The 26521-nt window shown below is 30.7% G+C and carries 31 protein-coding genes; 29 read left to right on the top strand and 2 right to left on the bottom strand.

Translation table 11 applies throughout. From position 1 onward, the window contains the following. Positions 1 to 16 precede the first annotated feature (16 nt). Positions 17 to 712: an aspartate/glutamate racemase family protein gene (locus FBF15_RS08650; protein ID WP_002868441.1), complete on the bottom strand. Its 696-nt coding sequence runs from the start codon at positions 710 to 712 to the stop codon at positions 17 to 19. Between the two features lie 119 nt (positions 713 to 831). After that, positions 832 to 1527, bottom strand: a complete 696-nt coding sequence (gene ung / locus FBF15_RS08645; RefSeq protein WP_002859767.1) for a uracil-DNA glycosylase — start codon at positions 1525 to 1527, stop codon at positions 832 to 834. Positions 1528 to 1797: 270 nt separating this feature from the next. Between ung and aspA the strand changes: the two genes are divergently transcribed. The 29 genes from aspA (at position 1798) to FBF15_RS08500 (ending at position 26492) form a co-directional block, all read left to right on the top strand. Continuing rightward, positions 1798 to 3204: an aspartate ammonia-lyase gene (gene aspA, locus FBF15_RS08640; RefSeq protein ID WP_002860578.1), complete on the top strand. Its 1407-nt coding sequence runs from the start codon at positions 1798 to 1800 to the stop codon at positions 3202 to 3204. Between the two features lie 15 nt (positions 3205 to 3219). Further along, complete coding sequence (locus tag FBF15_RS08635; RefSeq protein ID WP_052804008.1) at positions 3220 to 4560, top strand: anaerobic C4-dicarboxylate transporter; 1341 nt, start codon at positions 3220 to 3222, stop codon at positions 4558 to 4560. A gap of 107 nt (positions 4561 to 4667) precedes the next feature. Then, positions 4668 to 6029, top strand: coding sequence for a COG3014 family protein (locus FBF15_RS08630; RefSeq protein ID WP_038816680.1), 1362 nt, complete (start codon positions 4668 to 4670; stop codon positions 6027 to 6029). Between the two features lie 9 nt (positions 6030 to 6038). Further along, entirely contained in the window at positions 6039 to 6407 is a 369-nt protein-coding gene (locus FBF15_RS08625) for a YcfL family protein (protein ID WP_038816679.1), read from the top strand. A gap of 23 nt (positions 6408 to 6430) precedes the next feature. Beyond that, positions 6431 to 7054 carry a penicillin-binding protein activator LpoB gene (gene lpoB / locus FBF15_RS08620; protein ID WP_002868402.1) on the top strand — a complete coding sequence of 208 codons (624 nt, stop codon included), beginning with the start codon at positions 6431 to 6433 and terminating at the stop codon, positions 7052 to 7054. An 82-nt stretch (positions 7055 to 7136) separates the two neighbouring features. Then, a complete protein-coding gene (locus FBF15_RS08615; protein ID WP_038816678.1) occupies positions 7137 to 8474 on the top strand; it encodes a DUF6844 domain-containing protein in 1338 nt (445 codons plus the stop codon). A gap of 9 nt (positions 8475 to 8483) precedes the next feature. Further along, positions 8484 to 9686, top strand: coding sequence for a CsgG/HfaB family protein (locus tag FBF15_RS08610; RefSeq protein ID WP_038816677.1), 1203 nt, complete (start codon positions 8484 to 8486; stop codon positions 9684 to 9686). A 158-nt stretch (positions 9687 to 9844) separates the two neighbouring features. Next, complete coding sequence (gene rplU / locus FBF15_RS08605; RefSeq protein WP_038816676.1) at positions 9845 to 10153, top strand: 50S ribosomal protein L21; 309 nt, start codon at positions 9845 to 9847, stop codon at positions 10151 to 10153. Between the two features lie 10 nt (positions 10154 to 10163). Further along, positions 10164 to 10418 carry a 50S ribosomal protein L27 gene (gene rpmA / locus FBF15_RS08600; RefSeq protein ID WP_002800974.1) on the top strand — a complete coding sequence of 85 codons (255 nt, stop codon included), beginning with the start codon at positions 10164 to 10166 and terminating at the stop codon, positions 10416 to 10418. Between the two features lie 106 nt (positions 10419 to 10524). Next, positions 10525 to 11562 carry a GTPase ObgE gene (gene obgE, locus FBF15_RS08595; RefSeq protein ID WP_002878631.1) on the top strand — a complete coding sequence of 346 codons (1038 nt, stop codon included), beginning with the start codon at positions 10525 to 10527 and terminating at the stop codon, positions 11560 to 11562. 122 nt (positions 11563 to 11684) lie between these two features. Continuing rightward, positions 11685 to 12440, top strand: coding sequence for a glutamate 5-kinase (proB, locus tag FBF15_RS08590; RefSeq protein WP_002851769.1), 756 nt, complete (start codon positions 11685 to 11687; stop codon positions 12438 to 12440). A 73-nt stretch (positions 12441 to 12513) separates the two neighbouring features. Next, complete coding sequence (gene fmt, locus FBF15_RS08585; RefSeq protein ID WP_002859775.1) at positions 12514 to 13431, top strand: methionyl-tRNA formyltransferase; 918 nt, start codon at positions 12514 to 12516, stop codon at positions 13429 to 13431. Continuing rightward, positions 13394 to 14047 (top strand): biotin--[acetyl-CoA-carboxylase] ligase, encoded by a 654-nt coding sequence (locus FBF15_RS08580; protein WP_002858812.1) that lies wholly within the window; start codon positions 13394 to 13396, stop codon positions 14045 to 14047. Before fmt ends, FBF15_RS08580 begins: the two co-directional genes overlap by 38 nt. Continuing rightward, positions 14044 to 14829: an AAA family ATPase gene (locus FBF15_RS08575; protein ID WP_002851697.1), complete on the top strand. Its 786-nt coding sequence runs from the start codon at positions 14044 to 14046 to the stop codon at positions 14827 to 14829. The genes FBF15_RS08580 and FBF15_RS08575 overlap by 4 nt, the downstream gene beginning before the upstream one ends. Before the next feature lie 5 nt (positions 14830 to 14834). Then, positions 14835 to 15671 (top strand): ParB/RepB/Spo0J family partition protein, encoded by an 837-nt coding sequence (locus FBF15_RS08570; RefSeq protein ID WP_002859778.1) that lies wholly within the window; start codon positions 14835 to 14837, stop codon positions 15669 to 15671. A gap of 60 nt (positions 15672 to 15731) precedes the next feature. After that, positions 15732 to 16157: a FoF1 ATP synthase subunit B' gene (locus tag FBF15_RS08565; protein ID WP_002859779.1), complete on the top strand. Its 426-nt coding sequence runs from the start codon at positions 15732 to 15734 to the stop codon at positions 16155 to 16157. Positions 16158 to 16167: 10 nt separating this feature from the next. Continuing rightward, positions 16168 to 16680 carry a F0F1 ATP synthase subunit B gene (locus FBF15_RS08560; protein WP_052774611.1) on the top strand — a complete coding sequence of 171 codons (513 nt, stop codon included), beginning with the start codon at positions 16168 to 16170 and terminating at the stop codon, positions 16678 to 16680. 2 nt (positions 16681 to 16682) lie between these two features. Next, positions 16683 to 17204 carry a F0F1 ATP synthase subunit delta gene (locus tag FBF15_RS08555; RefSeq protein WP_002851861.1) on the top strand — a complete coding sequence of 174 codons (522 nt, stop codon included), beginning with the start codon at positions 16683 to 16685 and terminating at the stop codon, positions 17202 to 17204. Between the two features lie 13 nt (positions 17205 to 17217). Then, positions 17218 to 18723 carry a F0F1 ATP synthase subunit alpha gene (gene atpA, locus FBF15_RS08550; RefSeq protein ID WP_002851836.1) on the top strand — a complete coding sequence of 502 codons (1506 nt, stop codon included), beginning with the start codon at positions 17218 to 17220 and terminating at the stop codon, positions 18721 to 18723. An 8-nt stretch (positions 18724 to 18731) separates the two neighbouring features. Next, the gene (gene atpG, locus FBF15_RS08545) at positions 18732 to 19616 is read left to right on the top strand and encodes an ATP synthase F1 subunit gamma (RefSeq protein ID WP_002860587.1); all 885 of its coding nucleotides are present in this window, start codon (positions 18732 to 18734) and stop codon (positions 19614 to 19616) included. Positions 19617 to 19640: 24 nt separating this feature from the next. Then, positions 19641 to 21038, top strand: coding sequence for a F0F1 ATP synthase subunit beta (gene atpD / locus FBF15_RS08540; RefSeq protein ID WP_002852005.1), 1398 nt, complete (start codon positions 19641 to 19643; stop codon positions 21036 to 21038). Between the two features lie 3 nt (positions 21039 to 21041). Next, positions 21042 to 21431, top strand: a complete 390-nt coding sequence (atpC, locus tag FBF15_RS08535; RefSeq protein WP_002899764.1) for an ATP synthase F1 subunit epsilon — start codon at positions 21042 to 21044, stop codon at positions 21429 to 21431. Then, a complete protein-coding gene (locus tag FBF15_RS08530; RefSeq protein ID WP_002899766.1) occupies positions 21431 to 21985 on the top strand; it encodes a MotA/TolQ/ExbB proton channel family protein in 555 nt (184 codons plus the stop codon). Before atpC ends, FBF15_RS08530 begins: the two co-directional genes overlap by 1 nt. An 8-nt stretch (positions 21986 to 21993) precedes the next feature. Continuing rightward, positions 21994 to 22383 carry an ExbD/TolR family protein gene (locus FBF15_RS08525; protein ID WP_002892562.1) on the top strand — a complete coding sequence of 130 codons (390 nt, stop codon included), beginning with the start codon at positions 21994 to 21996 and terminating at the stop codon, positions 22381 to 22383. A 2-nt stretch (positions 22384 to 22385) separates the two neighbouring features. Further along, positions 22386 to 23165 (top strand): TonB C-terminal domain-containing protein, encoded by a 780-nt coding sequence (locus FBF15_RS08520; RefSeq protein WP_002873446.1) that lies wholly within the window; start codon positions 22386 to 22388, stop codon positions 23163 to 23165. Positions 23166 to 23174: 9 nt separating this feature from the next. Continuing rightward, complete coding sequence (tolB, locus tag FBF15_RS08515) at positions 23175 to 24383, top strand: Tol-Pal system protein TolB (protein ID WP_002860589.1); 1209 nt, start codon at positions 23175 to 23177, stop codon at positions 24381 to 24383. A gap of 76 nt (positions 24384 to 24459) precedes the next feature. After that, positions 24460 to 24957 (top strand): peptidoglycan-associated lipoprotein Pal, encoded by a 498-nt coding sequence (gene pal / locus FBF15_RS08510; protein WP_002851617.1) that lies wholly within the window; start codon positions 24460 to 24462, stop codon positions 24955 to 24957. A gap of 3 nt (positions 24958 to 24960) precedes the next feature. Continuing rightward, positions 24961 to 25908, top strand: a complete 948-nt coding sequence (locus FBF15_RS08505) for a tetratricopeptide repeat protein (RefSeq protein ID WP_002869947.1) — start codon at positions 24961 to 24963, stop codon at positions 25906 to 25908. Between the two features lie 14 nt (positions 25909 to 25922). Beyond that, positions 25923 to 26492, top strand: coding sequence for a peptidylprolyl isomerase (locus FBF15_RS08500; protein WP_038817156.1), 570 nt, complete (start codon positions 25923 to 25925; stop codon positions 26490 to 26492). Positions 26493 to 26521: the final 29 nt, after the last annotated feature.

Raw genomic sequence — 26521 nt, 5'->3', positions numbered from 1 at the left:
TTTGGGCATCTTTTAATTATAAATCTTTTAAAGCTTCATTAGCAGCATCAAGGGCGTGAATAAGACTTGTATCAAAAATTTTGATATTTGTATCATTTTTGGATATTAATAAACCAATTTCAGTGCAAGCTAAAAGCACTCCCTTTGCCCCTTTTTCTTGTAGTTTTTTTATAATATTTAAATATTTTTCTTTAGATTCTTGCTTGATTTCACCTTTACAAAGCTCATTAAAAATAATATCATTAACGATTTTTATATCTTCATCGCTAGGAATAATAACGCTAATATTTTCTTCAATAAGCACTTTTTTATAAAAATCCTGCGTCATTGTGTATTTAGTACCCAATAAACCAATTTTTTGTATGTTTTCTTGTTTTAAAGCCTTAGCAGAACTTTTTGCAATATGTAAAATAGGGATATTTATATTTTGTTGAATTTCATCAAAAACCTTATGCATAGTATTAGTTGCAATTATTATAAAATTAGCCCCTGCAAGTTCTAATTTTTTAGCACATTGAGTCAAAATTTGTGCAGCTTCTTGCCATTTATCTTGGCTTTGTAAATTTTCTATTTCTTCAAAATTAACACTGTAAAGTAAAATTTTTGCAGAATTTAAAGATTTTAATTTATCATTTATAGCTTGATTTATTGTTTTATAATAAGTAATAGTGCTTTCAAAACTCATTCCGCCTATAATACCAATGGTTTTCATTTTTCTCCTTAAGAATTAATTTTTGAGTCGTTTTATTACAATATATTTCATAGAAATATGATTTATTTTTAAATAAATAAATATATTTTAATATTTTTATTAAAGTTTAAAATAATTTTTTAAACTATTTTCCAATCTATAGGAATTTTACCAACTTTTTTTAAAAATTCATTAGCCTTTGAAAAATGCTTACAACCTAAAAATCCTGTTCTAGCTAAAGGACTTGGGTGAGCTGCTTTTAAAATCAAATGCTTAGTATTATCAATCAAAATCTCCTTGTTTTTTGCGTAATTTCCCCAAAGCATAAAAACAAGCCCTGATTTTTCATTACTTAATTTATGTATTATAGCATCACTAAATTCTTGCCAACCCCACGAACTATGGCTAGCTGCTTTATTTGCTTCAACGCTAAGAATAGAATTTAAGAGCAAAACTCCTTGTTTTGCCCAAGAGCTTAAATCTCCGCTTTTTGCTGGAGTGATGTTTAAATCATTTTGCAATTCTTTAAAAATATTATTAAGACTTGGTGGGATTTTTACATTTTTTGGAACCGAAAAACTAAGCCCCATTGCTTGATTTGGTTGATGATAAGGATCTTGTCCTAGGATAATAATTTTAATTTCTTTTAAAGGACATAAATTAAAAGCATTAAAGATTAAATTTGCAGGCGGATAAATAACTATATTTTGATTAATCGCATTTAGGTATTGTTTTTTGATTTCTAGAAAATATTTTTTTTGAAATTCGTCTCTTAAAAATTCTTTCCAGTCATCATTTATTTTAATCTTATCTATGTTTATTGTAATTTCTTCCATATTATCCCTAATTATTTAAATTATTAAAAATTTTATTCTAACAAAAAAGCTTGCAAAAATATATTAATTTTTTTTGAAGTAAATAAAATTTTTTATATTAATAAAAATTAAATATAAAGACATAATAGGATATAAAAATACTTAATTTATTGTATTTGAAAGTAGTTTTCTTATTAACCAATTATTAACTAAAAATGCAATATCATTATTTTATGATTTAAATCAAAAATTTTTGATTTTAAATTAAAATACTTTTATGAAAGGTTTAAAATGGGAACAAGAAAAGAACATGATTTTATTGGGGAATTAGAAATCTCTGATGAGGTTTATTATGGAGTGCAAACTTTTAGAGCTGTTGAAAATTTTGATATTTCTCATGATAGATTAAAAGATTTTCCTCGCTTTGTTAGAGCTTTGGCTAGAGTAAAAAAAGCTGCAGCTATGGCAAATCATGAATTAGGTCTTTTGGATAAAAATATCCAAGATGCGATTATTAAAGCGTGCGATAAAATTTTAGAAGGCGGGTATTATGATCAATTTGTAGTAGATATGATCCAAGGAGGTGCTGGAACAAGTACAAATATGAATGCTAATGAAGTTATAGCGAACATAGGACTTGAACTTATGGGTCATAAAAAAGGTGAATACCAATATCTTCATCCAAATGATCATGTTAATTTAAGCCAAAGTACTAATGATGCTTATCCTACAGCTTTACACCTTGCCTTGCATGATTATTTAAGTGATTTGGCAAAAGCTATGGAACATCTAAAAAAAGCTTATGAGAGAAAAGCTGAAGAATTTAAAGATGTTCTTAAAATGGGTAGAACCCAACTGCAAGATGCTGTACCTATGACTTTAGGTCGTGAATTTAAAACTTTTGCCGTAATGATAGGTGAAGATATACAAAGAGTATTAGAAGCTAGAAAATTGATTTTAGAGATCAATTTGGGTGGAACTGCTATTGGAACGGGAATTAATTCTCATCCTGATTATCCGAAGGTTGTAGAAAGAAAAATAAGAGAAGTGACAGGTTTTGAATATACTGTGGCTGAGGATTTGATCGAGGCGACTCAAGATACGGGAGCTTATGTACAAATTTCAGGTGTTTTAAAACGTGTTGCAACAAAACTTTCTAAAGTATGTAATGACTTAAGACTTTTAAGTAGTGGTCCAAAATGTGGTCTTAATGAGATTAATCTTCCAAAAATGCAACCAGGTAGTTCTATCATGCCAGGTAAGGTAAATCCTGTTATTCCTGAAGTAGTTAATCAAGTTTGTTATTTTGTTATTGGAGCAGACGTAACTGTAACTTTTGCTTGTGAGGGTGGACAATTGCAACTTAATGTTTTTGAACCAGTTGTAGCATATAGCTTATTTAATTCTGTTGTAATGCTAGAAAAAGCAATGTATACTTTAGCTGATAAATGTATAGATGGTATTACCGCAAATGAAAAAATTTGTTCAGACTTTGTCTATAATTCAGTAGGTATAGTAACAGCTTTAAATCCTTATATTGGTTATGAAAATTCAGCTTCTATAGCTAAAGAGGCAATGAACACTGGAAAAAGAGTGGCTGATATTGCGCTTGAAAGAGGGCTTTTAAGTAAAGAACAAATTGATGAAATTTTAACTCCTGCAAATATGTTAAATCCACATATGGAAGCTAAAAAATAATATAAAGGCTTAACCATGGATACAATAATGATAATTTTGCAAGTAATCGTCCTTCTTGGGGCGATTTTTATCGGTATTCGCCTAGGCGGCATTGCTATAGGCTATGCAGGAGGACTTGGTGTTGTTGTTTTAGGACTTGTTTTGGGAATGAAACCTGGTAATATTCCTTGGGATGTTATTTTAATTATTGCCGCAGCTATTGCAGCAATTTCTGCTATGCAACAAGCAGGTGGACTTGATTATATGGTTAGGGTTACAGAAAAAATTTTAAGATCAAGCCCTAAATTTATAAATTATTTAGCTCCAGCTTGCGGATGGTTGCTTACTATCTTAGCAGGAACAGGAAATGCAGTATTTTCTTTAATGCCTGTTGTAGTTGATGTTGCAAAATCTCAAAATATAAAACCTAGTGTTCCACTTTCATTAATGGTTGTTTCTTCGCAAATTGGAATCACTGCTTCTCCTGTGAGTGCAGCTGTGGTTTATATGAGCGGGGTTTTAGAACCACTAGGATGGAATTATCCAACTTTAATTGGAATTTGGATTAGCACAACTTTTATAGCTTGTATGCTTACAGCTTTTATAGTGAGTTTAATCACTCCTATGGATTTAAGCAAAGATAGCGTTTATCAAGAACGCTTAAAAGCAGGACTTGTTAAAGATGCAGGAGCTATTTTACATGGTGAAGATAAACCAGGTGCTAAACTTTCAGTGGTAATTTTCTTGATCACTGTTTTGGCAGTTGTACTTTATGCAACCGCAATTTCAAGCAATATTAAATGGATTGATCCTGTTGTGGTTCCAAGAGATGCAGCTATTATGAGCTTTTTACTTACTGCAGCAACTTTGATCACTTGGCTTTGTAAAGTTGAACCAGGTAAAATTCTTGATACCAGTGTATTTAAAAGTGGTATGACTGCTTGTGTTTGCGTTTTTGGTGTAGCATGGCTTGGAAATACTTTTGTTGCAGGACACGAAGCTTCTATTAAAGAAGTAGCAGGCGACTGGGTTAAACAAACCCCTGCTATGTTAGCAGTTGCATTTTTCTTTGCAAGCATGCTTTTATATTCTCAAGCAGCAACCGCAAAGGCCATTGTACCTGTAATTATCACCGCTTTAGGAATTTCAGCAGCAAATCCGCATGATTCTTATATGCTTGTAGCTTGTTTTGCAGCAGTTTCGGCACTTTTTGTGCTTCCAACTTATCCAACCTTACTTGGTGCTGTGCAAATGGATGATACAGGAACGACTAGAATTGGTAAATTTATATTTAATCACTCATTCTTTATACCAGGGGTTTTAGCTATTGCAATTGCTGTAGCATTAGGCTTTGTATTAGCTCCTATGCTTATTTAAATCAAACCCTAGGTTTTTCTCTCCTAGGGTTAAAATTTTTTCATTAGTTTTTAAGTATATACTACGCTATAATATTCATTTTTAATTTTCTTTAAGAAAGGAATTTAATGAAGATAAAAGTTGGGTTGATTTTTTCAGGTATTGCTTGCCTTTTTTTAACAGCTTGTGTTAATCAGGTTAAACAAAATACAACATTTGAAAATACTTTAACACAAAAATATTGTGGTGATGATTTTTTCAATCAAAATTTAGAAAAAATTAAAAAAAATGATGATGTCATTTATACAGGATTAAATGCAGGTTTGATTGCTAGAAATTGTGGTGATTTTAATAAAAGTAATGTATTTTTTGATGCTGTAGAAGAATCTTATAAATATGATGTGGATTTAGAAAATGTAAGCCCTAAAGCAGCTAAATTTATTGGTACAACCTTGCTTAATGATAATATAGTAGATTATGATGGTTCTTTATATGAAAGAATTATGGTTAATATATATAAAGCTCTAAACTATATGGAAGAAGATGATTATGAAAATGCAAGAGTTGAGTTTAATCGTGCTTTAATGCGTCAAGATAAGGCAAAAGAATATTTTGCTAAAGAAATTGAAAAAAATCGTGCTGATTTAGATAAGGCAAAAGAAGATAAAAATTATGATAAAAATATGAATGAAAATTCAAAAGTTATAGAAGCGCAATATGATAACTTATTTAAAGAATTTGATACAACAAAAAATTTCATAAATCCTTATGCGACTTATCTTGCTTCAATATTTTTCTTTATGGATAAAGATTATAGAAAAGCTGCAGATTTATTTAGAGAAGTATCTATTATTTATCCAAAAAACAAAACTATCAAAAAAGAGGCTAAAATTTTTAAAGAATATGCCACAAAAATAAAAGTTAAAAAAGCTAAAAAATATGTTTTTGTAGTTTATGAAAATGGATTTGGTGTAGTTAAGGATGAATTTGCTTTAACCTTACCTTTTATAGTGGATAAAAAAATTATTAGCACAAATATTGCTTTACAAACCTTAAAAAAAAGGGAAGCTTCTTTTGCAAATTTAAATATAAATGGTCAAAATACAAATGATTTTGTAGATTTAGACAATATTGTCGCTACTGAATTTAAAATAAATATGCCTGCAATGATTGCTAAAGCCTTAGCTCAAACTATAATTAAAACCACTTTAAATGTAGCTGTTGCAAATAATGACTCTACAGGTGGATGGCTAAGTCTTGCAACAGCAGTAGCAACTGCTGCAACCAATAAAGCTGATGTGCGTTCTTGGAGAGGTTTACCAAAAAGTATTGCCATAGCAACAATAGAAAACGACGGAAATTTAGAAATCAAAGATCCACAAGGCAATATTTTGTTTCAAAAATCATTGGATAAAAATAAAAATGCTCTTGTGATAGTGCGTTCTTTTGCTCCGTATTTACCCGCAAGTGTTGCTATCATGGAAAAATAAGGCTAAAAGATGAAAAAAAATATTTTATTTATTTTAATGTTTTTACTTAGTGCTTGTGCACCAAGTTATCAAATAAATTCAAATCAAAATACTGTAATTTTAGGTTCAAATTTACCAAAAAGTTTAGTAAAACAATTTCAAAAGCGTATAAATAGCAATGGTTATTTAGAATTTGAAGTGATTTTGCGCAGTACTTTTGCTAAAGATGTAATTTATAAAGTAGATTGGTTAGATAAAGATGGTTTTGTGCTAAGAGATGTTTTAAATGAGGACTATCAAGCCCTTAGAATTCCAGCAGGACAAGAGGTAATTCTTCGTAAACTTGTATCTGATACAAGAGCGAAGGAGTTTAGATTAGAAATTAAAGCAAAAAATTAATCTCATTTTAGGAAGGATAAATCATGAAAAAAACAAAAATTTTAGGAACAGCTCTTATTGGAGCTTTGCTTTTTAGTGGTTGTGCGCAAACAGCTTATACAGATGGAAAGGCAAGTCAGATAAAAAAAGGCGATGCTTTAACCTTGGGTCTTGATAGACAAGATTTTGAAAGTGCAGCTGAAACTATGATAAATAGTATGTTAAGCGATCCTGCTTTTGCAAATATTAAACCAGGTACAAGAAAGGTTATTGCTATTGGTAGGGTTGTGAATGATACCCCGCAAAGAATCGATACTGAAAAACTCACCGCAAAAATCACTTCTGCATTAAGAAAATCAGGTAAATTTGTTCTAACTTCAGCAGTTGCTGCAGGCGGAGCACTTGATAGCATGAGTGAAGATGTAAGAGAATTAAGAGATAATGATGAGTTTAATCAAAAAACCATAGCAAAAAAAGGGACATTGGTATCGCCTGATTTTTCTCTTGCGGGTAAAATTAGACAAGATAATGTAAAACTTAGCAATGGTAAAACTCAAGTAGAATACTTTTTCTTGTTAAGACTTACTGATTTAACATCAGGTTTAGTTTATTGGGAAGATGAACAAACTATTGATAAAACCGGTTCTAGTAAATCAGTTACTTGGTAAAATAAAAATTAATTTATGAATAAAATTTTTTAGCTCAAGTGTTTAGCTTGGGCTTTTTTTATGATTTTTAAAAGGATACGAAATGAAAAAAATATTATTTATCGGCTCTTTAGTTATGGCAAGTTTACTTTATGCACAAGGTTCCCAGCCTGTAGAAATTACACAACAAGATATAAATACTCAAAATGAAATGTCTGACGCAAGTACTAAGGATATTACCCCAAAATCAATTGAAGATTTTTTTGAAGAATTTGCGGATAATTTCGGTATAGAATATGGTATAACCAAAGATGGAAAAACTTTTTATACAGGAAAAAGTACTGTTGCTGTAAATGATACTGATCCACAATTTGCACAAGCTTTACAAAATGCTTACCAAAAAGCAATGTTAAATTTGCAAAGCGAATTTATAAGAGATGCTTTTGGAAGAATTGCTACAAGCAAGATTCAAAATTATGAAGCAGACAATTCTACTAATGCTAAGGAATTTGATGAATTGCCAAAAGGTGATAAGGTTGATCAAATTTTAAATAAACTTACACAATTAGCTGGTGCTCAGCTTGATAAGGCATTAAAAGATTTAGGTATAGATACAAATTCTTTAAGCGAAGACAGAAAAAAGACTTTATTAAAGCAAGAATTTCTTAATAAAACTATGACAAATGCCATAGGTTCTATGAGTGGACTTGTTCCTGTGCAAACTATAGTTACACAAAGAAGAGGTGAGTATGATGTAGGTGTTATTGCTGTTATTTCCAATAAAACTCGCCAATTAGCAAAAGATATGGCACTAGCAAGACAGAGTGCTATTAAGGGTAAAGGCAAGGCAATAAGTGAGTATCTGCCAAAAGATACAAAAGGCTTTTTAAATGAATATGGAATTCGCTTAGTTTATGATGAAAATGGTGCACCTATTATTTTAAGTTATGGAAACTGGGGTTATGTAGCAGATCCTAGTAATGCTAAAAAAACAAATATTTTAGAAGATAGAGCCAAAGAAACAGCACTTACTATGGCTGATGCTGCTATTATAGAGTTTATTAATACAAATTTAAGTCTTAAAGATGAAAGAACAACTGGTGATACTTACGAGGAAATCATCAAACAAAGTATTAATGTTAATGATAGTTCCACTCAAGAACAAACTCAAAACGTAACAAATATTATTGATAAAGTAAATAGTAAAATAAAAGCAAGCGCAAGCGGTAAAATTCGTGGTATTCGTACTCTTAAAAAATGGAGCTATACAAGTGAAAATGGTATTGAACATGTAGGAGCTGTGAGATTTTATTCTTATGAAAATTTAACTAACACAAATGAGGCTTTAAATTCAAAGTCAAATGCAACAAAAAATGAAGCTAAAAAATCTTCTAGCATACAAAGAAGTTCTAATGTTGTAAATAGCATGGATGATTTTTAAAGGTAAAAGATGAAAATAATTAAAATTCTTTTTTTAGGCTTATTTTTAAGCCTAAGTCTTAATGCTAAAGTTATAACCACAACTTCAACAAAATCAAGCACAGGTGAAGGCACAGGCTTGACCAGGGAAGATGCGATAAACAATGCCATTATAGAGGCTATAGGAAAAATGAGCGGAGTAAGCATCAATTCTCTTAAGAAATCTAACACTAGCGTTTCAACTGATAATTCAGGTTCAAACATACAAGATAATTACAGCGAGCAAATTTCAAAAGCCACCAAAGGTAGAGCCGATACTTATGAAATCAATAGTGTTGAACAAGATACAAATGGTAAATATACAGTCAATGTAACGATTTTTAAAACCACAACAACAAAAAAGTATCAAGCTCCAGGTTTAAGTGCAGATAATAGAAGAAGTATTACTGTTTTTGATTCTACTCCAGATGCTGCAAAAAGAGGCATAGGCTCAGCTTTACAACAAAAAATCATTTCTGATTTATTGCAAAGTCGTAAATTTAATGTTTTAGACCGTGATTTTAGTGGCTATTATGAAATGGAAAAAGCTTTAATCAAAAGTGGTGACGCAGCTAGTGATGAAGTTTATAAACTTAAAAATGTGTTAGCAACTGATTATATTTTATTGTTTTCTATTTCAGGACTTGAAGGTAAACAAAAAACAAGCAATTTAACAGGAAAAAGCAAAACTGAAATTGAAGTTATCGTAGATTATCGTGTGCTTTTATTTGCTACAAGACAAATTAAATTTTCTAATACTTTAAGTATGAAAGTCAATCTTAAAGACAATAGTCTTAGCGCCAATGAAGCTGCACTCAAACAAATTGCAAATCGTATTGCAGGAGATATTTTAAATGCAATTTATCCTTTGAAAGTTGCAAGCGTTGAAAACAATGAAGTAGTATTTTCTCAAAGCTTAAATCAAGGTGATGTTTATGAATGTTTTGCTCTTGGGAAGGTTATAAAAGATACTTATACAAAAGAAAATACAGGAAGAGTAGAAAGCAAAACAGGAAGTATTGAAATCACTCGCACAAGCCCTAAACTTTCTTATGCAAAAATCACAGAAGGTAGTGTAAAAGTAGGCGATATTTGTAGACCTTTAATCGGTAGCAATAGTGGAAATGGCTACACTATAGGTCGTGATGCAAATTATCAAACCCAAGAAGGTGGCGGAGTAAATCTAGGCTTTTAAATTTTTAGAGTTTGATTTTTCTCAAACTCTAAATCCTTTCTTAAATTCATCAAAAATTAAAGAAAAATTTTGTAAAATCGAAATTTTATTAAACCACTAAAGCTTTTAAATCCGTTATTGCGGTGCTTTATGGTACTACCAATTTATAAGGAAAAGCAATGTATGCTATTATCAAACACAGCGGAAAGCAATACAAAGTAAGTGTTGGCAATGAGCTAAAACTAGATCACTTTGAAGCTGAAAGCAAAGCAAATATTGAAGTAAGCGAAGTTCTTGCTATCAATGATAAAGAATTAAAGGTAGGTGCACCTTTCGTAGCAGGTGCAAAAGTTGTTTTGGAAGTGATCAATCACGGAAAAGATAAAAAAGTTGTGATTTACAAAAAAAGACGCAGAAAAGATTCTAAACTCAAACGCGGTTTTAGAAGACAATTTACTCGCGTTGTAGTAAAAGATATCAAAGCTTAAGGAGTAAAGAATGGCACACAAGAAAGGTCAAGGTTCAACTCAAAATAACCGCGATTCCATAGGTCGTCGTTTAGGTGTTAAAAAATTTGGTGGCGAGTTTGTTAGAGCTGGAAATATCATCATCCGCCAAAGAGGAACTGCAACTCATGCAGGTAACAATGTAGGCATGGGAAAAGATCATACTATCTTTGCTCTAATTGATGGTTTTGTAAAATTCGAAAGAAAAGACAAAGATAGAAAAAAAGTTTCTGTATATCCTGCATAAGTTTTTAGGACGCTTTTTAGCGTCTTGAAAACTTTAAATTTATAAATTTAACTTCTTTTATTTACTCAAATTTAGCTTTATAAATTTAAAGTCAAAGGCAATTTAAATGTTTATTGATAGTGTTAAAATTACTTTAGCTTCAGGCGATGGTGGCAAAGGTGCTGTAAGTTTTCGCCGTGAAAAACATGTTCCACTTGGTGGCCCTGATGGAGGAGATGGTGGAAATGGTGGTGATATTATTTTCGTATGTGATAATAATACCCACACTCTTGTAAATTTCAAAGGCAAAAGAGAATTACGCGCGCAAAATGGTGCTGGTGGAATGGGACGCAATAAAAATGGCAAAAAGGGTGAAAATTTAGAACTTATAGTGCCCGAAGGAACGCAAGTTATCGATGTACAAACCAATGAAATTTTACTTGATCTTACCAAAGAAGGACAAAGAGAGCTTTTTTTAAAAGGTGGAAAAGGTGGACTTGGCAACACCCATTTTAAACACGCCACCAATCAACGCCCCGATTACGCACAACCTGGTATAAAAGGAGAAAGTCGCTTGGTCAGACTCGAACTTAAACTTATTGCCGATGTAGGGCTTGTGGGCTTTCCAAATGTGGGAAAATCTACTCTTATAAGCGTTGTTTCAAATGCAAAACCTGAAATTGCAAATTATGAATTTACCACCCTTACTCCAAAACTTGGACTCGTAGATGTAGATGAGTATAATTCCTTTGTTATGGCTGATATTCCAGGGATTATCGAAGGAGCAAGTGGGGGTAAAGGCTTAGGACTTGCCTTTTTAAAGCACATAGAAAGAACGAGCTTTTTACTTTTCGTGCTAGATCCTATGAGGCAAATGCCTTTAAAAGAACAATTTATAGTACTAAGAAAAGAACTTGAAAAATTTTCCAATGAACTTTTTGGGCGTAAATTTGGCATCATGATTTCAAAAAGTGATAGTGTGAATTTAGGAGAAGAATTTGCCGAGCAAATTACTTTAAACATTAATGAGTTAGAAAATTATCTCAAAGAAATAAATAACCCACAAAGTTTTTTAATCAAAGTTTCAAGCCTTGAAAAAACAGGACTTAAAGAACTTAAATTCATGCTTTTAGAAGAAATTAAAACTTTAAGAAATAATAAATAAAAATTTTAACAATCTAGGAAGTGTTTTATATTAAAAATTTCAAACACTCCCTATTTTTTCAAAAAATAACTAGTTTATATGAAATTTTGGCTAAAATTATAAAAATTTTTCAAGGAATAAGCATGAAAAGAATAGTTGTTAAAGTGGGTTCTCATGTGATTAGCGAAGAAAACACTTTAAGTTTTGAGCGTCTTAAAAATTTAGTCGCATTTTTAGCTAAACTCATGGAAAAATATGAAGTGATTTTAGTAACTTCAGCGGCTATTTCAGCAGGACACACCAAACTAGATATCGATAGAAAAAATCTCATCAATAAACAAGTTTTAGCCGCTATTGGACAACCTTTTTTAATCAGTGTTTATAACGAGCTTTTAGCCAAATTTAATAAACTAGGTGGACAAATTTTACTTACAGGTAAGGATTTTGACTCTAGAAAAGCTACCAAACACGCAAAAAATGCTATCGATATGATGATAAATTTAGGAATTTTACCTATTATCAATGAAAATGACGCTACAGCTATAGAAGAAATTGTCTTTGGTGATAATGATAGCTTAAGTGCTTATGCTACGCATTTTTTTGATGCGGATTTGCTTGTGATTTTAAGCGATATTGATGGATTTTATGATAAAAATCCTAGTGAATTTAGTGATGCAAAGCGTTTAGAAAAAATCACTCATATTAAAGAAGAATGGCTACAAGCAACCATAAAAACAGGTAGTGAGCACGGAACAGGTGGCATAGTAACCAAACTTAAGGCAGCTAAATTTTTACTTGAACACAATAAAAAAATGTTTTTAGCAAGTGGCTTTGATTTAAGTGTGGCAAAGACATTTTTATTAGAAGATAAACAAATAGGTGGAACTTTGTTTGAGTGATTAATTTATTAAATTCTCTTTTAAAATCAAATAAGCTATAATTAAAACTTTTAATTTCACACAAAGCGAAAAAATGAAAAAAATTATTTTTATGGGCACTCCATCTTACGCAACTTGTATTTTAAAAGCACTAGTAGAAAATGAAAATTTTAAACTCGTAGCACTTTTTACTCAGCCTGATAAAGCCGTAGGTAGAAAGCAAATTTTAACTCCAAGTGATACTAAGGCTTTTTTAAGTCAAAATTATCCTAGTATTCCTATTTTTACTCCAAGTTCTTTAAAAGATAAAAATATTATAAGAGAGATTAAGGATTTAAATCCTGATTTTATCGTGGTTGCTGCCTATGGAAAAATTTTACCTAAAGCCATTTTGGATTTAGCGCCTTGTGTGAATTTGCACGCTTCTTTACTTCCAAAATACCGTGGTGCCAGTCCGATCCAAAGTGCAATTTTAAATAAAGATGAAAAAAGTGGAGTTTGCACCATGCTCATGGAAGAAGGGCTTGACACAGGTGCTATACTTGAAAGCTTAGAATGTGATATAAAAGATAAAAATTCAAGTGAAGTTTTTGAACTTTTAGCAAATTTGGCCGCTAAGCTGATCCTCTCTACTCTTTTAAATTTTGATAAAATCACCCCTAAAAAACAAGAGGAAAGTCTAGCAACGCTTTGTAGAAAAATCAAAAAAGAAGATGGGCTTATAAATTTGCAAAATGCAAGAGAACTTTATCAAAAATATCTAGCTTTCACCCCTTGGCCTGGAGTTTTCTTGGAAAATGGACTTAAATTCTTAGAACTTGAACTTGTGGATGAATTAAAACAAAATGCTAAGATGGGTGAAATTTTAGAATTAGAAAAAGAAAGTTTTTTGCTTGCTTGCAAACAAGGAGTTTTGCGTATTAAAAAACTTCAAGAAAGTGGAAAAAAAGCTCTTGATGGTAGGACTTATTTAAATGGAAAAAGGCTTAAAAGTGAAGATAGTTTGTGTTGAAAGTATAGACTCAACTCATCTTTTTTTATGCAAGCAAATACGCAATGGAAAGATTGATGAAAATTTTGCTATTTATGCTTTAGAACAAATAAATGGAGTTGGAAGTAGGGAAAATTCTTGGCAGAGCTCTAAAGGAAATTTACATCTTTCTTTCTGTATTAAAGAAGAAGACTTGCCAAAAGATTTACCTTTAGCTTCTGTGAGTATTTATTTTGCTTATTTACTTAAAGAAGTTTTACAAGAAAAAGGTTCTAAAATTTGGCTTAAATGGCCTAACGATTTATATTTAGATGATAAAAAAGCTGGAGGGGTTATAAGTGCTAAAATTTCAAATTTTATCATAGGCGGTATGGGTTTAAATCTGAAATTTGCACCCCAAAATACAGCTTTATGCGATATAGAAATTTCGCTTAAAGATTTAGTGAGTGAGTTTTTGCAAAAAGTAGAAAAAAAAATTTTATGGAAGAATATTTTTAGCAAGTATATGTTAGAATTCGAAAAATCAAGAAAATTTAGCGTCCATCATGAAGGTAAAGTTTTTTCACTTGAAAATTCTTTTTTGTATGAAGATGGTTCAATTTTACTAGGCGATAAAAGGGTGTATAGTTTAAGATGAGCGAAATTATTACAATAGCAAATCAAAAAGGTGGAGTAGGAAAGACTACAACAGCAGTAAATTTAGCCGCTTCTTTGGCTGTGGCTGAAAAAAAAGTACTTTTGATTGATGTTGATCCGCAAGCTAATGCGACTACAGGACTTGGTTTTAATCGTAATAATTATGAGTATAATATTTACCATGTTTTTATAGGAAGAAAAAAGCTTTCAGATATTATTTTAAAAACAGAATTGCCACAACTTCATTTAGCTCCTTCAAATATAGGTCTTGTAGGTATAGAACAAGAGCTTGCTAAAGGTGAAAATAATGAGAAAAAAATGCTTCTTAAAAATCAAATTCAAGAAGTGATTGATGAGTATGATTTTATTATTATTGATTCTCCACCTGCTCTTGGAAGTATTACTATAAATGCTTTTGCAGCAAGCGATAGTGTAATTATCCCTATACAGTGTGAATTTTATGCGCTTGAGGGTGTAGCTATGGTTTTAAATACAATTAAAATTATCAAAAAAACTATTAATTCTAAACTTAGGGTTCGTGGATTTTTACCGACAATGTATAGCTCTCAAAATAATCTTTCTAAAGATGTTGTAGATGATTTGAAACAAAATTTTAAAAAACAACTTTTTACTATTAATGGAAACGAAGATGATTTTATTGTGATCCCTCGCAATGTAAAACTTGCAGAAAGTCCAAGTTTTGGAAAGCCTATAATTCTTTATGATATTAAATCACCAGGTTCTGTTGCTTATCAAAATTTGGCGTATTCTATATTAGGATAATTATAATGGGGTTAAATAAAGATAGGGGTTTAAGTAGTTTAATCAGTGATATGGATACTGTTTATAGTAAAGAATTGGGTTTTGATAAAAATCAAAGCACTATGATAGAAATTGATCAAATTTCACCTAATCCATTTCAGCCAAGAAAGAATTTTGATCAAGAAGCTTTAGATGAGCTTGCTAATTCTATCAAAGAATTTGGACTTATTCAGCCTATTATTGTATTTAAAAAAAATAATAAATTTATTTTAATTGCTGGAGAACGTCGCTTAAGAGCAGTGAAAGCATTAGGAAAAAAAGAAATTCTAGCTTTTATTGCTGATATTGATGAGAATAAGCTTAGAGAATTGGCTCTTATTGAAAATATACAAAGAGAGAATTTAAACCCTATTGAGCTTGCTAATTCTTATAAGGATTTAATGCAAGTTCATAAAATTACTCAAGAGAATTTAGCAGAACTTATTCATAAGTCTCGCACTCAAATAACAAATACTTTAAGACTTCTGAATTTAGATATTAGAACTCAAGAGTTGATTGCTTCTGGAAAAATTTCTCAGGGTCATGCTAAAGTTTTGGTTGGTTTAGATCAAAAAGATGAAAAAATGTTAGTTGATAGCATAATAGGTCAAAAACTTAATGTTAGAGATACTGAAAAAATAGTTAAAAAAATAAAAAATAATGAAAGCTTACCTAATCAAGAATTTGAAGATGAAATAAAAAAATTAAAACAAATACTAAATCGCTTTGGATTTGACTGCAAAAATAAAAATAATGATTTTGTAATTCATTTAGAAAATATTGATAAAATTAAAAAATTAATCAAAATGCTTGAAAAGTTTTAACCAAAATCTTAGCTTTTTTATGGTAAAATAGTCCTTCAAAAATTCTAACCAAGGAGAATTATGTTTGAAGATATGCATCCTTCCATAATGCTTGCTACTATAGCTATTTTTTTGGCTATGATAGTTATTTTAAATAGTATGCTGTATAAGCCGCTTTTAAAATTTATGGATGAAAGAAATGATTCTATAAAAAATGATGAGAATAAAGTAAAAGAAAATTCTCAAGAAGTTTTATGTGTGAATGATGAATTAGAAGTTATTCATATTAACACTAGAGAAGAAATTCAAAAAATCAAACAAAGTGCTATAGCTGCTGCTAAAGAAGAGGCAGAGCAAATTCTTAGAAGCAAGAAAGAAGAATTAGAAAGAAAAATGGCCAGCTTTTATGCAGATTTAGCTATTCAAAAAAAAGAGTTACAAGAACATTTAAACATACATTTACCTGAGCTTAAGCAAGCTTTGCAAAATAACATAAAGAAAATTTAAGAGGAGAGAAATGAGTAAGTTATTATTTATTATATTTTTGCTACCTTTGTATGCTTTTGGTGCATCAAACGGTAGTGGAGAATATGATATTATTCCAAGGACTATTAATTTTCTAATTTTTGTGGGTATATTGTATTATTTTGTTGCAACTCCATTTAAAAATTTTTACAAAAACCGTATTGTAAAAATTTCTTCTAAACTTGATGAAATTCAAAAAAAACTTTTAGAAAGTAAAGCTAAGAAATTAGATACAATGAAAAAACTTGAAGAAGCTAAGGCAAGTGCTGCTGCCGCTTTAATTACAGCAAAAAAAGAAGCTGAAATCTTAGTTGAAAATATTAAGAAAGAAACTCAAGATGAGTTAGATTTACTTCAAAAACATTTTGAGGAACAAAAAGATTATGAATTTAGAAAAATGGAAAAAGAATTAGTATCAAATACTTTAAATGAAATTTTTTCTGATCCAAATATGACATTAAAACAGAGTGAAATAATAGAACTTATGATGAAGAAGGTATCTTAAATATGGAAAATATAATTGCAAGAAGATATGCAAAAGCGATAGCTTCAAGAGCTGATATAAATGATTTTTATCAGAATTTGTGTATTTTAAATTCTGCTTTTGTTTTGCCAAAATTTAAAAATATTATAGAATCTAATGAGATTAAAAAAGAAAGAAAAATGGAATTTCTTGATTCTTTTTTTGATATTAAAAATTCTAGTTTTCAAAATTTTTTAAGACTTTTGATTGAAAATTCAAGATTAGAATGCATTCCTCAAATAGTTAAAGAACTTGAAAGACAAAAAGCTTTTAAAGAAAATATTTTTGTTGGTATTGTATATTCTAAAGAAAAATTAAGTCAAGAAAATCTTAAAGATCTTGAAGTCAAACTTAACAAAAAATTTGATGCAAATATTAAACTAAATAATAAAATCAGTCAAGATGATAGTGTTAAAATAGAATTAGAAGAATTAGGTTATGAACTTTCTTTTTCTATGAAAGCTCTTCAAAATAAGCTAAACGAATATATATTGAAAATTATCTAAGGAGAAAAAGTAAATGAAATTTAAAGCTGATGAGATCAGTTCAATAATCAAAGAAAGAATTGAAAATTTTGATTTAAATCTTGAAATTGAAGAAACAGGAAAGATTATTTCTGTAGCTGATGGTGTTGCTAAGGTATATGGACTTAAGAATATTATGGCTGGAGAAATGGTAGAATTTGAAAATGGTGATAAAGGAATGGCCTTAAACCTTGAAGAGTCGAGTGTAGGTATTGTTATACTTGGAAAAGGAGAAGGTTTAAAAGAAGGTGCTTCTGTAAAAAGACTTAAGAAATTACTTAAAGTTCCAGTAGGTGAGGCTTTGATTGGCCGTGTTGTAAATGCTTTAGGTGAGCCAATTGATGCTAAAGGTGTGATCAATGCTAATGAATATCGTTTTGTTGAAGAAAAAGCAAAAGGTATTATGGCGAGAAAAAGTGTTCATGAGCCTTTACATACAGGAATTAAAGCTATTGATGCGCTTGTGCCAATTGGTCGTGGTCAAAGAGAGCTTATCATAGGTGATAGACAAACAGGTAAAACTACTGTTGCTGTTGATACTATTATATCTCAAAGAGGCCAAGGAGTTATCTGTATATATGTTGCAATTGGTCAAAAGCAAAGTACAGTGGCACAAGTGGTTAAAAGACTAGAAGAACATGGTGCTATGGAATATACTATTGTTGTAAATGCCGGTGCTTCAGATCCTGCGGCTTTACAGTACTTAGCTCCATATACTGGTGTAACCATGGGTGAATTTTTTAGAGACAACGCAAAACATGCTTTAATTGTTTATGATGATTTGAGCAAGCATGCTGTAGCTTATCGCGAAATGTCTTTGATTTTACGTCGTCCTCCAGGTCGTGAAGCTTATCCAGGCGATGTTTTTTACCTTCATTCAAGATTGCTTGAAAGAGCAAGCAAGCTAAATGATGAATTAGGTGCTGGTTCTTTGACGGCATTGCCGATAATTGAAACACAAGCAGGAGATGTTTCTGCTTATATTCCAACTAATGTTATTTCAATTACAGATGGACAAATTTTCTTAGAAACTGATTTATTTAACTCAGGAATTCGTCCTGCAATTAATGTTGGTTTATCAGTATCTCGTGTAGGTGGGGCTGCTCAAATTAAAGCTACAAAACAAGTTTCAGGCACATTAAGACTTGACCTTGCTCAATATAGAGAGCTTCAAGCTTTTGCACAATTTGCTAGTGATTTAGATGAGGCAAGTAGAAAACAACTTGAACGTGGACAAAGAATGGTTGAACTCTTAAAACAACCACCTTATTCTCCGCTTAGCGTTGAAAAACAAGTAGTTTTAATTTTTGCAGGAACCAAAGGTTTCTTAGATGATATTGCTGTTTCTAGAATTAAGGAATTTGAAGATGGAATTTATCCTTTTATTGAGGCAAAACATCCAGATATTTTTGAGCAAATTCGCTCTAAAAAAGCTTTAGATTCTGATTTGGAAGAAAAACTAGCTAAAGCCATTAATGAGTTTAAAGCAAATCATTTATAAGGTCTTTTATGTCTAATTTAAAAGAAATTAAAAGAAAAATTAAAAGTGTTCATAACACTCAAAAGACTACAAATGCTATGAAGCTAGTTTCTACTGCTAAGTTAAAAAAAGCAGAAGAAGCAGCTAAAAGATCAAAAATTTATGCACAAAAAATCGATGAAATTTTGAGTGAAATTTCATTTCAGATCAATAAAATTGTTCACAATGAAGATGATGTGCGTTTATCTTTGTTTCATAAAAAAGAACAAATTAAAACCGTAGATTTAATATTTATCACTGCAGATAAAGGCTTATGCGGTGGTTTTAATATTAAGACTTTAAAAACAGTAAGTGAAATGCTAAAAGAATATGAAGCAAAAAATATTAATATTCGTCTTAGAGCTATAGGTAAAACTGGGATTGAATATTTTAATTTTCAAAAAATAGAATTGTTAGAGAAATATTTCCATCTTAGTTCTAGTCCTGATTATGAGAAAGCATGTGAAGTAATTCATGCTGCTGTAGATGATTTTTTAAATGGAAATACAGATGAAGTGATTTTAGTTCATAATGGTTATAAAAATATGATTACCCAAGAACTTAAAATTAATCATCTTATTCCAGTTGAACCAAAGAGTATTGAACAGACTCATAATTCTCTTTTAGAGCTTGAACCAGAAGGAACTGAGCTTTTAGAAGATTTAATGAAAACATATTTTGAGTATAATATGTATTATGCGTTAATCGATTCTTTGGCGGCAGAGCATAGTGCAAGAATGCAAGCTATGGATAATGCAACTAATAACGCAAAGGCAAGAGTGAAACAACTAAATTTAGCTTATAACAAAGCAAGACAAGAATCTATTACCACTGAGCTTATAGAAATTATCAGTGGTGTTGAATCAATGAAATAGTAAATTTTAAGGAGAAGATAAATAATGCAAGGATTTATTTCACAGGTATTAGGTCCGGTTGTTGATGTAGATTTTAACGACTATTTACCTCAAATTAATGAAGCAATTGTTGTAAATTTTGAAAGCGAAGGAAAAAAACATAAACTTGTTTTAGAAGTAGCAGCTCATTTAGGAGATAATAGAGTTAGAACTATTGCTATGGATATGACAGATGGTTTGGTAAGGGGCTTAAAAGCTGAGGCTTTAGGTGCTCCTATTAGTGTTCCTGTTGGTGAGAAAGTTTTAGGAAGAATTTTCAATGTTACTGGAGATTTGATCGATGAAGGTGAAGAAATTTCTTTTGATAAAAAATGGGCAATTCATAGAGATCCACCAGCTTTTGAAGATCAAAGCACAAAAAGTGAGATTTTTGAAACAGGGATTAAAGTTGTAGATTTACTTGCTCCTTATGCAAAAGGTGGTAAAGTAGGTCTTTTTGGTGGTGCAGGTGTTGGTAAAACTGTTATTATTATGGAGCTTATTCACAATGTTGCATTTAAGCATAGCGGCTATTCTGTATTTGCAGGTGTGGGTGAGAGAACTCGTGAAGGAAATGACCTTTATAATGAAATGAAAGAAAGTAATGTTTTAGACAAAGTTGCTCTATGTTATGGACAAATGAATGAACCACCAGGGGCAAGAAATCGTATTGCTTTAACAGGTTTAACAATGGCTGAGTATTTTAGAGATGAAATGGGTCTTGATGTGCTTATGTTTATTGATAATATCTTTAGATTTTCACAATCAGGTTCTGAAATGTCAGCACTTTTAGGAAGAATTCCATCAGCTGTGGGTTATCAACCAACCTTAGCAAGTGAAATGGGTAAATTCCAAGAAAGAATTACTTCAACTAAAAAAGGCTCAATCACTTCAGTTCAAGCTGTTTACGTTCCAGCTGATGACTTAACCGACCCAGCTCCAGCAACTGTTTTTGCTCACTTAGATGCTACAACGGTTTTAAATAGAGCTATTGCTGAAAAGGGTATTTATCCTGCAGTTGACCCACTTGACTCAACTTCAAGAATGCTTGACCCAAATATCATTGGAGAAGAACATTATAAAGTTGCTCGTGGTGTTCAATCAGTGCTTCAAAAATACAAAGATTTACAAGATATCATCGCCATTTTAGGTATGGATGAGCTTAGCGAAGAGGATAAACTTGTAGTTGAAAGAGCAAGAAAGATTGAAAAATTCTTATCACAACCATTTTTCGTTGCAGAAGTTTTCACAGGTAGCCCAGGAAAATATATAAGCCTTGAAGATACAATAGCAGGATTTAAGGGAATTTTAGAAGGTAAATATGATCATTTACCAGAAAATGCTTTCTATATGGTTGGAAATATAGATGAAGCTATTGCAAAAGCGGATAAATTAAAAGGTTAATTTATGAACGATTTGATTAATTTCGAGATAGTTACGCCTTTGGGTGTAATCTATCAAGGAGAAGTAAAATCTGTTACTTTACCGGGTAGTGAAGGAGAATTTGGCGTGCTTAAAGGACATGCTGCTTTGGTTTCTTCTTTAAAATCTGGAGTAATTGATATTGAAAAAGCTGATTTAAACCATGAATTAATTGCTATTGATGCTGGACATGCAAAGGTAGATGAAGATAAGATTTGCGTGTTAGCAAAGGGTGCGGTTTGGGTTTGTGGAAGTGATGAAAGTGAGATTGAAAAAAATCTTGCTCAAGCAAAAGATTTGATTAAATCTATGAGTTCTGATAATGCAGCTTTAGCAGCAACTTTTTCAAAACTTGATAATGTAAGGATGCATTAATGAATTTTGAAGCTATATTTTATTTTTTCAATAGTTCAAGTATTATTACTTATATAGTTTTATTATGGCTTTCTTTATATTTTATTTTAGCATTTAGTATTTTGTTTGCTAGATTGACTTATTTGGCTACATGGAGAAATAAAGAAAAAGAAAGTTTAGAAACTTTGCTCTTGGGTGAGAAGGATTTAAGTCGTACTGATTCGATTTTAAGAAAATGCAATGATACAACTTCAAATCATTTAGAAATCTATAAAAATTTAGCAAGTCGCCGCGCTTCTGCTGGACTTACTTGGCTTAGTATTATTGCTTCAACTTCACCTTTTATAGGTCTTTTTGGGACAGTTATTTCTATACTTGAAACTTTTGGTGGGCTTGGAACTCAAAATTCTTTAAGTATCATAGCTCCTAAAATCAGCGAGGCTTTAGTTGCTACAGGTTGTGGTATTTTAGTAGCAATTCCTGCTTATACATTTCATCTCATCATTAAAAGAAAAGCTTTCGAACTTTTAAGCATTATTGATAGCGAGATTAAAGTTATAAGTTCGAGTAAATAAGGTTAAAAATGCCATTTGATGATGAAAAACCTGAGCTTAATATCACACCTTTAGTAGATATTATGCTTGTATTGCTTGCGATTTTAATGGTAACAGCTCCAAGCATTACTTATGAAGAAAAAATTAATCTTCCACAAGGTAGTCAAAAAAATACTAGCGCTCCAACTGTTAAGAGTTTAATTATTAGTATTAATGCAAAAAAAGAAATTTTTTTAAATCAAGAAAAATACGATTTTATAAGTTTTGCTGACAATATTGCTCAAAGAAAAGCACAATTTAATACCGAAGATCCGGTTTTTATACGCGCTGATAAAAGCTTAAAATATGACGATGTTATTTCAGTCTTAAGAAGTGTAAAAAATTTAGGATTTAATAAAGTTGCTTTACAGACTGAATAATCATGAAAAATTATGGTTTGAGTAATTTAAATTCGTTTTTACTTGCTTTAGCAATATATATTAGTATAGTAATTCTTGTTTTTTTTAGACTTGTAAGCGAGGTTGAACCTGCTATACAATATACCGATATAAAAGATAGTTTTGTAGATATTGAACTTGCTGAACCATCAAAACAAGTTATTACTCAAAGCAACACTCCTAAAGAAATACAAAAACCAACAGAGCAAGTTGATATAGAAAAGCTTTTTGCTCAGACTACAAATAAAACAGTTAAAACAGAAGATATTGACCAAAAGGCGAGTAATTTTAATGAGCTTTTTGGAAATATCAAAGAAATACAAGAAGAAAAGACTACAAAAATTCAATCAAGTGCTAAATCAGGAGCTTCTAGTGCCCCAAAACCTCAAGCTTCTGAACTTGTAAAACAACTTAATGATAGCTTGCTTCAAGAAGAAAGTTCAACACAAGGTGAAAGTACAAAGGCACAAAAAATTGGAATTTATGATGAATTTTTAGGGAAAGTCGTGCGTATTATCACTCAAAGATGGACTCAGTATTATCCAAATAGTGAAAAAATTTCTGTTAAGGTAAAAATTTTTATTGATGAAAATGGAAAATTTGGCTATACTTCAGTTGAAAAAAGTGGGAATCCTTTATATGATGCTAAAGTGGCTGAATTTTTAGAAAGTCAAAAAGGTAAATTTATTACTTATCCTCCGCAAAATAAAAATATAAGCATTACCATGAATTTAAGAGATGAAGCAAAAGTTAAAAATGATTAGGAGAACAAAATGAAAAAAATTGTAGCAATTTTTTTAGTCTTTTTAGGAAGTCTTTGGGCAGAAGATCCGGTTATTGATGTTGTTAATTCTGGTGTGGTTTTACCAAAGATTATCGTTAAAGATAATTCAAATTTAAGTGATGAGAATTTAAAGAAAAGCTTTTATAATATCATTGTGAACGATTTGAAAGTAAGTTCAAACTTTGAAGTTGTTGCTAATGCAACTGAGACAAGTAATTATACTTTTGAATACACTTTAAATAAAAATGGTAACACTTTGAGTTTAAATGTAAAAATAAAAGCTGGCGGTTCTGATAAGTCAGAGCAAACTTATACTTTAAATGGTTTAGAGCAATATCCATTTTTGGCACATAAAAGCGTCAAAGCTTCTGTAAATGCGTTAGGACTTGCACCTGTTGATTGGATGGATCATAAAATTTTGATCGCGAGAAATTCTAGCTCTAAAAAAAGTCAAATTATTATGGCTGATTATACTTTAACTTATCAAAAAGTTATTGTTGATGGTGGGCTTAATTTATTTCCAAAATGGGGAAATAAAGAACAAACTCTATTTTATTATACAGCTTATGATCATGATAAGCCAACTTTATACCGTTATGATTTAAATACCAATAAAGCTAGTAAAATTTTATCAAGTGGCGGTATGGTTGTAGCAAGTGATGTGAGTGTAGATGGAAGTAAACTACTTGTTACCATGGCTCCAAAAGATCAGCCTGATGTTTATTTATATGACTTAAATACCAAAAATCTAACACAATTAACTAATTATTCTGGTATTGATGTTAATGGAAATTTTATTGGCTCAGATGATAGTAAAGTGGTATTTGTAAGCGATCGTTTAGGATATCCTAATATTTTTATGCAAGATTTAAATAGCAATAGTGCTGAACAAGTTGTTTTTCATGGTAGAAACAATTCGGCTGTTTCGACTTATAAAGATTTTTTGGTTTATTCAAGTCGTGAACCAAATCAAGCAGGTGTTTTTAATATTTATTTGATGTCAATTAATAGTGATTATATTCGTCAACTTACAGCAAATGGAAAAAATTTATTTCCAAGATTTTCTAGTGATGGTGGAAGTATAGTATTTATCAAATATTTAGGTGCGCAAAGTGCTTTGGGTGTTATTCGTGTAAATGCAAATAAGACTTTTTATTTTCCTCTTAGGGTTGGAAAAATTCAATCAATTGATTGGTAAAAATTTCAATTTTAGGTTAAAATTAATTAAAAATTAGATATAATAATAAGAATTTATTAACTTTGAAAGGTCATAAATGAAAAAAATTCTTTTTACTTCAATCGCAGCTCTTGCAGTTGTTATTAGTGGTTGTAGCACAAAAAGCACTAGCGTAAGCGGTGATAGTAGTGTTGATTCAAATCGTGGTTCAGGTGGAAGTGATGGTTGGGATATTGATTCAAAAATTTCTCAACTTAATGATACTTTAAATAAAGTATATTTTGATTTTGATAAATTCAACATTCGTCCTGATATGCAAAATGTTGTAAGCACAAATGCTAATATTTTTAACACTGAAGTAAGCGGTGTAAGTATTACTGTTGAAGGAAACTGCGATGAGTGGGGAACCGATGAATATAACCAAGCTCTAGGTTTAAAAAGAGCAAAAGCTGTAAAAGAAGCTTTAATCGCTAAAGGTGTAAATGCTGATAGAATTGCTGTTAAAAGCTATGGAGAAACAAATCCTGTGTGTACTGAAAAAACTAAAGCTTGCGATGCGCAAAACAGACGTGCTGAATTTAAATTATCAAGATAATTAATGAAAAAAATATTCACAGTAGCTCTTCTTGGAGCTACTTTACTTTATGCAGAAAGCTCAGCTTTTGGTGCAGGAGATATAACAAGCAATTCTTCTTATGGTTTAACTTCAAATGAAAAATTATTTAAAGAAAAGTTAGATAATTTAAATAATGAAAATATACAAACAAATGCTAGAATTAATGAAATTAACGAAAGAATCGAGGGTTTACAAAGCACTTTAGAAGGTATAAATTCTCAATATGCCAAATCAAATTCTAGATTAAGTCAAGTTGAAGAGAATAATCAAAATATTGAAAATAATTTTACTAGTGAAATTCAAAAATTAAAGGCTTATGTTGAAGAAAGTAGAAAAATTCAAGAAGCTAATAATAAGCAAGTAAAAAAAGTTTTAGCCGAACTTAGTTTTTTAGTAGATGCTATTAATGCAAATTATGTTTCTAAAAACGAATTAAATGATGCAAATTTAAGCGTTAAAACTATTACACCTAGTGTTGTTGTTTCAACTACAGATTCAAATAGTACCATTGAAAACAATAATACTCAAAATACCCAAGATGATAAAGCAAAACAAATTGATGAATCTTGGAAAAAGAAAAAAAATAATGAAATTTTAGAATTAGCGATAAAAGATGTTGATAAAAATGCTTTTGAAGATTCCAAAGCAAAATTAAATTTTCTCATAACAAAGCAGTATAAACCTGCAAGAGCAAATTTTTGGTTAGGGGAGATCGAGTATAAACAAAAAAATTATAACAATGCTATTGTTTATTATAAAAAAAGTTCTTCTTTGAGTACAAAAGGAGATTATTTCCCAAAACTTTTATATCATACTGCCATTTCATTGGATAAAACAGGTGATACAAAAACAGCAAATGGTTTTTATAAAGCTTTAAAAACTAATTATCCAAATTCACCCGAAGCAAAAGCTTCACCTAATAGAAAATAAATTAAGGAGATAAAATGGCTATAGAAAAAAATAGTGTAGTTTCAATGTTTTATGAGTTAAAAGATGCAAATACAAATGAAGTTTTAGAATCAAATTTATATTCTCAACCTATTTCTTTTATTTTAGGCAAAGGTCAGATTTTAGAAAGCTTAGAAGAAGAAGTGATGAAGCTTGATTGTCCTAGCAATGCTGATGTGGTAATTAAAAAAGAAAAAGGTTTAGGCGAATACGATGAAAATGCCGTTCAAACTTTACCAAAAGAGCAATTTGCAGGTATTGATTTAAAAGTAGGTATGGAGCTTTTTGGCGAAGGTGAAAATGGCGAAACCGTTCGTGTAACTGTAAAAGAAATTGGTGAAAATGATGTGACAATTGACTATAATCATCCTTATGCAGGTCGTGATTTGCTTTTTTCTTTAAATATCGTAGATGCTAGAGTTGCGAGTGAAGATGAAATTCTTACAGGTATTATCGCAGGAAGTCATAGTTGTGGTTGTGGAAGCGGACATGGACACGATCATCATCACGGACATGGACATGGTGGCGGCGGTTGCTGTGGTGGCAGCGGTTGCGGTTGTCATTAATGAATGCTGCGTTTATATTTCCAGGTCAA

This window comes from Campylobacter sp. CFSAN093233 (genome assembly GCF_011068165.1).
In the GTDB taxonomy this organism is placed as follows: domain Bacteria; phylum Campylobacterota; class Campylobacteria; order Campylobacterales; family Campylobacteraceae; genus Campylobacter_D; species Campylobacter_D jejuni.
The sequence above is the reverse complement of the archived record's forward strand: the minus strand, read 5'-3'. Positions and strand labels throughout refer to the sequence as shown.

What these genes read in the sequence shown, in the direction of transcription:
- FBF15_RS08575 (WP_002851697.1), top strand. Translation starts at nt 14,044, where the DNA reads ATGAGCGAAATTATTACAATAGCAAATCAAAAAGGTGGAGTAGGAAAG.
- FBF15_RS08565 (WP_002859779.1), top strand. Translation starts at nt 15,732, where the DNA reads ATGTTTGAAGATATGCATCCTTCCATAATGCTTGCTACTATAGCTATT.
- FBF15_RS08570 (WP_002859778.1), top strand. Translation starts at nt 14,835, where the DNA reads ATGGGGTTAAATAAAGATAGGGGTTTAAGTAGTTTAATCAGTGATATG.
- FBF15_RS08530 (WP_002899766.1), top strand. Translation starts at nt 21,431, where the DNA reads ATGAATTTTGAAGCTATATTTTATTTTTTCAATAGTTCAAGTATTATT.
- FBF15_RS08580 (WP_002858812.1), top strand. Translation starts at nt 13,394, where the DNA reads ATGGAAAAAGGCTTAAAAGTGAAGATAGTTTGTGTTGAAAGTATAGAC.
- aspA (WP_002860578.1), top strand. Translation starts at nt 1,798, where the DNA reads ATGGGAACAAGAAAAGAACATGATTTTATTGGGGAATTAGAAATCTCT.
- pal (WP_002851617.1), top strand. Translation starts at nt 24,460, where the DNA reads ATGAAAAAAATTCTTTTTACTTCAATCGCAGCTCTTGCAGTTGTTATT.
- FBF15_RS08625 (WP_038816679.1), top strand. Translation starts at nt 6,039, where the DNA reads ATGAAAAAAAATATTTTATTTATTTTAATGTTTTTACTTAGTGCTTGT.
- FBF15_RS08650 (WP_002868441.1), bottom strand. Translation starts at nt 712, where the DNA reads ATGAAAACCATTGGTATTATAGGCGGAATGAGTTTTGAAAGCACTATT.
- rplU (WP_038816676.1), top strand. Translation starts at nt 9,845, where the DNA reads ATGTATGCTATTATCAAACACAGCGGAAAGCAATACAAAGTAAGTGTT.
- FBF15_RS08505 (WP_002869947.1), top strand. Translation starts at nt 24,961, where the DNA reads ATGAAAAAAATATTCACAGTAGCTCTTCTTGGAGCTACTTTACTTTAT.
- tolB (WP_002860589.1), top strand. Translation starts at nt 23,175, where the DNA reads ATGAAAAAAATTGTAGCAATTTTTTTAGTCTTTTTAGGAAGTCTTTGG.
- obgE (WP_002878631.1), top strand. Translation starts at nt 10,525, where the DNA reads ATGTTTATTGATAGTGTTAAAATTACTTTAGCTTCAGGCGATGGTGGC.
- atpA (WP_002851836.1), top strand. Translation starts at nt 17,218, where the DNA reads ATGAAATTTAAAGCTGATGAGATCAGTTCAATAATCAAAGAAAGAATT.
- fmt (WP_002859775.1), top strand. Translation starts at nt 12,514, where the DNA reads ATGAAAAAAATTATTTTTATGGGCACTCCATCTTACGCAACTTGTATT.
- FBF15_RS08525 (WP_002892562.1), top strand. Translation starts at nt 21,994, where the DNA reads ATGCCATTTGATGATGAAAAACCTGAGCTTAATATCACACCTTTAGTA.
- FBF15_RS08555 (WP_002851861.1), top strand. Translation starts at nt 16,683, where the DNA reads ATGGAAAATATAATTGCAAGAAGATATGCAAAAGCGATAGCTTCAAGA.
- FBF15_RS08520 (WP_002873446.1), top strand. Translation starts at nt 22,386, where the DNA reads ATGAAAAATTATGGTTTGAGTAATTTAAATTCGTTTTTACTTGCTTTA.
- atpG (WP_002860587.1), top strand. Translation starts at nt 18,732, where the DNA reads ATGTCTAATTTAAAAGAAATTAAAAGAAAAATTAAAAGTGTTCATAAC.
- FBF15_RS08560 (WP_052774611.1), top strand. Translation starts at nt 16,168, where the DNA reads ATGAGTAAGTTATTATTTATTATATTTTTGCTACCTTTGTATGCTTTT.
- rpmA (WP_002800974.1), top strand. Translation starts at nt 10,164, where the DNA reads ATGGCACACAAGAAAGGTCAAGGTTCAACTCAAAATAACCGCGATTCC.
- atpD (WP_002852005.1), top strand. Translation starts at nt 19,641, where the DNA reads ATGCAAGGATTTATTTCACAGGTATTAGGTCCGGTTGTTGATGTAGAT.
- atpC (WP_002899764.1), top strand. Translation starts at nt 21,042, where the DNA reads ATGAACGATTTGATTAATTTCGAGATAGTTACGCCTTTGGGTGTAATC.
- FBF15_RS08610 (WP_038816677.1), top strand. Translation starts at nt 8,484, where the DNA reads ATGAAAATAATTAAAATTCTTTTTTTAGGCTTATTTTTAAGCCTAAGT.
- ung (WP_002859767.1), bottom strand. Translation starts at nt 1,527, where the DNA reads ATGGAAGAAATTACAATAAACATAGATAAGATTAAAATAAATGATGAC.
- lpoB (WP_002868402.1), top strand. Translation starts at nt 6,431, where the DNA reads ATGAAAAAAACAAAAATTTTAGGAACAGCTCTTATTGGAGCTTTGCTT.
- proB (WP_002851769.1), top strand. Translation starts at nt 11,685, where the DNA reads ATGAAAAGAATAGTTGTTAAAGTGGGTTCTCATGTGATTAGCGAAGAA.
- FBF15_RS08500 (WP_038817156.1), top strand. Translation starts at nt 25,923, where the DNA reads ATGGCTATAGAAAAAAATAGTGTAGTTTCAATGTTTTATGAGTTAAAA.
- FBF15_RS08630 (WP_038816680.1), top strand. Translation starts at nt 4,668, where the DNA reads ATGAAGATAAAAGTTGGGTTGATTTTTTCAGGTATTGCTTGCCTTTTT.
- FBF15_RS08635 (WP_052804008.1), top strand. Translation starts at nt 3,220, where the DNA reads ATGGATACAATAATGATAATTTTGCAAGTAATCGTCCTTCTTGGGGCG.
- FBF15_RS08615 (WP_038816678.1), top strand. Translation starts at nt 7,137, where the DNA reads ATGAAAAAAATATTATTTATCGGCTCTTTAGTTATGGCAAGTTTACTT.